This window comes from Bradyrhizobium sp. P5_C11_2, assembly GCF_054049755.1.
Genome location: NZ_JBFULT010000678.1, coordinates 1 through 3,544, shown reverse-complemented (window position 1 = coordinate 3,544; position 3,544 = coordinate 1). Strand labels below are relative to the sequence as shown.

General features: G+C 61.7%; 3 protein-coding genes. All 3 read left to right on the top strand.

All coding sequences use genetic code 11. The annotated features are described in order from the left end of the window. The first annotated feature begins 116 nt into the window (after window positions 1-116). Window positions 117-758: a transglutaminase-like cysteine peptidase gene (locus ACXJL8_RS36735; RefSeq protein ID WP_456621610.1), complete on the top strand. Its 642-nt coding sequence runs from the start codon at window positions 117-119 to the stop codon at window positions 756-758. Between the two features lie 347 nt (window positions 759-1,105). Next, window positions 1,106-1,684, top strand: coding sequence for a hypothetical protein (locus tag ACXJL8_RS36730; RefSeq protein ID WP_456621609.1), 579 nt, complete (start codon window positions 1,106-1,108; stop codon window positions 1,682-1,684). 20 nt (window positions 1,685-1,704) lie between these two features. Beyond that, window positions 1,705-3,544, top strand: a 1,840-nt coding sequence (locus ACXJL8_RS36725; protein WP_456686591.1) for a GumC family protein, incomplete at its 3' end; no start/stop codon positions are given.

The window sequence follows — 3,544 nt, the reverse complement described above, 5'->3', positions numbered from 1 at the left end:
GTTCAAGGAACCAGCCTCGCGGAGCCGATAAAATTGTAATTGACTGCAAAACCCGAACCTAATGGGTTCGTTGTATCCCCTAGCGTCAAGAACAATGGCGAATAACGGGGATGACTATGAGCTGGATTTTCAGATCTTTCCTGGCGGCCGGGCTCGCTTGTGCGGGCGCCGCTGCCAAGGCCGACACGATCATCGACAACCCGCGCGCTGCGGGCTCCTTCATCAGCGAATATGACAACGCGCTTGCACCGCTCCAGTTCGTGAAGTTTTGCATGAATTATGGCACGGAGTGCGAACCGGATACGGTTGCGGACCAGCAGGCGCCGCCTTCCGGCGAGCGGGCGTCGGCGATGCTGCGCGAGGTCAATCGCTCGGTGAACGATGCCATCACGCCGATGCAAAAACCGACCAACCCGCTGCTCAGGCATTGGACGCTGTCTCCTGCCGCCGGCGATTGCAACGATTACGCCGTGACCAAGCGGCACCGCCTCATCGAGATGGGCTGGCCGAAATCGGCGCTGCGACTTGCAGTTGTCCTCACCCCTGGCGGGCAAGGGCACCTTGTGCTGGTCGCCCGGATGAGCGACGGCGACGTCGTGCTCGACAATCTCTCCTCATCCGTCCGCCCCTGGAATGCGGCCGGCTATCAGTGGATTTCCATGCAATCCGGCAGCAACCCGCGCTTCTGGGTGGCTGTCAGCGAGCACGGCGAGCATTTGCGCGCCAGCCGCCTCGCTTCACTGCGGACCCCGTCCTGAGACTCAAAATCCTAGGAAGAACTGATGATGGGTCCCGATCCTGATCGGGACCCATCAACGTTTTGGACCTCTGGTCATGACCTGAGCAATATCTAGGCAAGGTATCAGGCGCATCCGAGGGCGATATGCGACCGGAAACCTGTCATCTCCGTGCGCTGCGAGATGGCGCAGATTTGGACGCTCTGCTAAGAGGGTGCCGCCGTATAGGCTCCCGCCCTAAGGCCTTGCAGCGAAGCGAAAAATGACTTGGCAGGCCCCACTGTTTCCAGCTATTTTTGCACCGCACAAAAATTTGACATACTTTATCTACATCAAGCGGTTCTTATAAGTCCGTCCAGCGTTAGTCGGTGAACGTAAGCGAGATGGAAGATAACTTGCCTCAGTCGAAGCTGATTGACGCCGGCCGCAGATGGATCATCGGGATCGTCGCGTCGGTCACGATGCTTTGCGGACCTGCCGGCGCCGCACACGCGCAATGCGTCGACCGCTCGGAGCGAGTGCCGCAAATCGCGCTCGATGCCTTCGTGTCTGAGCCGAGCTCTCTCCTGATCCAATTGCGCAACGAGAAGGAAAAGCTATCGGGGCGCCTTCAGGGCTACCTTGTCACCGACATATCGGTCCTCAAGTCGGTGCAGGGCCTTACGCAAGCTGCAACCCAGGCCGACCGCGCGTCTATCGGGACGGCGCTCCACCGCGCCGAAATCCGCTGCCGCGCGAGCAAGCCTGAGGCCGCACGGAAGATCAGCGATTTCGTCGCCAAGATGCACGACAGCGCCGTGCTCGCCGGATACTCGTCCGAGCCCGACGACGTACCGCTTCCGCCGCCAACGGCAGCCAACTTGCCCAAGCCCGGGGCAAGCATGATGTCGGGCGAATACAAGACCGAACTTGCCGACCCCTTCGCAAGCATGCCGCTTCCCGAATAGCCATTCGAGCGTTCCAACAGATGTTTCAACCTCGCGATCAATTCCAGCCCCGCGCCAAATACGCAATCGAGCTCGGCGGCACGACTCTCAGCGTCGACCGCGTCATCGACATCCTGCGCCGCCAATGGCCGTTGATCGCCTCGATCGTCGGAGCCGCGCTGGCACTCGTCATCATCTACCTGCTGGTGGCGACGCCGATGTTCACGGCTAACGCTCGCATCCTCATGGACACCCGCCAGACTCAGGTGCTGGACAAGGACAGCGGCATGTCGAATGCCCTGATCGACACCGGGTTTGTCGATAGCCAGGTCGAGATCCTCCAATCCGACGATCTGCTCCTGTCGATCGTTCGCCGCCTGAAGCTCATCGAGGACCCCGAGTACAACGGCTCCAATCCGGGACTGCTCGCACTGGCCATCGGGAAGACCATGTCGCTGTTCGGATCCGACGGCCCTCCGTCGAAGGAGCGAATCGAGCGCGCTGCGGTCGAGACCATTCAGAAGAACCTCAAGGTGGAACGGGTTCTGACCACCTACGTGCTCTCGGTGTCGTTCCGCTCCGCCAATCCCGACAAGGCCGCTCTCGTCGCCAATGCGGTCGCGGACGCCTATATCGTTGGGGCGCTCGAGGCAAAGTACCAGTCGACCAAGCGCGCCGGCGAATGGCTCCAGCAGCGCAGCGCTGAGCTGCGCGAGCAGGCGACCGCAAGCGACCGGGCCGTGCAGACCTTCAAGGCCCAGAACAACATCGTCGGCACCAGCCGCGGCTTGATGAGCGAGCAGCAGTTGACCGACGTCAACACGCAGCTCATCCAGGCCCGCGCAGCGACCGCTGAAGCCAAGGCTCGCCTGGACCGCATCGAAGGAGTGCTCGACAAGGATCTGGTCCAGCCGACCGTGACCGACGCTCTCAACAACACCGTGATCACCCGTCTGCGGGCGCAATACCTCGACCTGGCGGCACAGTATGCGGATTGGTCGACCCGCTACGGCAAGACTCACCAGGCGGCGATCAATCTGGCGAATCGCATGGAGGAGTTGCGCAAGGCGATGGCGGACGAGGTGCGGCGCATCGCTGACGCGTATCGCAGCGAATACGAGATCGCCAAGAGCCGCGAAACGTCGCTGGACGACAATCTCAAGACCCTCGTATCCCAGGCTGGCAGCACGAGCCAGGCGCAGGTGAAGCTGCGCGACCTCGAGAGCGCGGCCGATACCTACCGCAATCTCTACAACAACTTCCTCGAGAAGCTGCAGAACGCCACGCAGAACCAGAGCTTCCCGATCAGCGAAGCGCGCATCATCGGCACGGCGGTCAAACCCGACAAGAAGAGCTCGCCCAAGACCGTGCTGGCATTGATCGGCGGACTGTTCGGCGGACTGTGCTTCGGATTCGGTGCCGCCTTCGGCAGAGAGCTGCTGAGCGATGTGCTGAGGTCTCCGAGCGACGTCGAAGACCAGCTTGGCGTCAAGTGCCTCGGCGTTCTTCCCGACATTCGCGCCACCGGTCAGTTGCTGAAGACGGCAGACGGCTTGGCCGCGGACACCGCAATCTCCAGCTACGTCGTCGACCATCCCTTCTCGCGATTTGCCGAGACGCTGCGGAATATCAAGGTCTCGATCGACGTGGCCCGGCTGTCGCGCGAGGTCAAGGTGATCGGGATTCTGTCGTCCTTGCCGAAGGAAGGGAAAACGACGGTCGCCGCCAATTTCGGGCACCTGACCGCGCTGACCGGGCACCGCACGCTGCTCATCGATGGCGACCTCCACACCCGGTCGCTGACACGAGAACTCGCCCCTCACGCCAAGACCGGCCTGGTCGAGGCCCTGAAGGATCCGCGCTCGTTCGGATATCATATCC

Excerpts from the sequence above, each read along its gene's own strand:
- ACXJL8_RS36735 (WP_456621610.1), top strand. The coding sequence starts at position 117 with ATGAGCTGGATTTTCAGATCTTTCCTGGCGGCCGGGCTCGCTTGTGCG.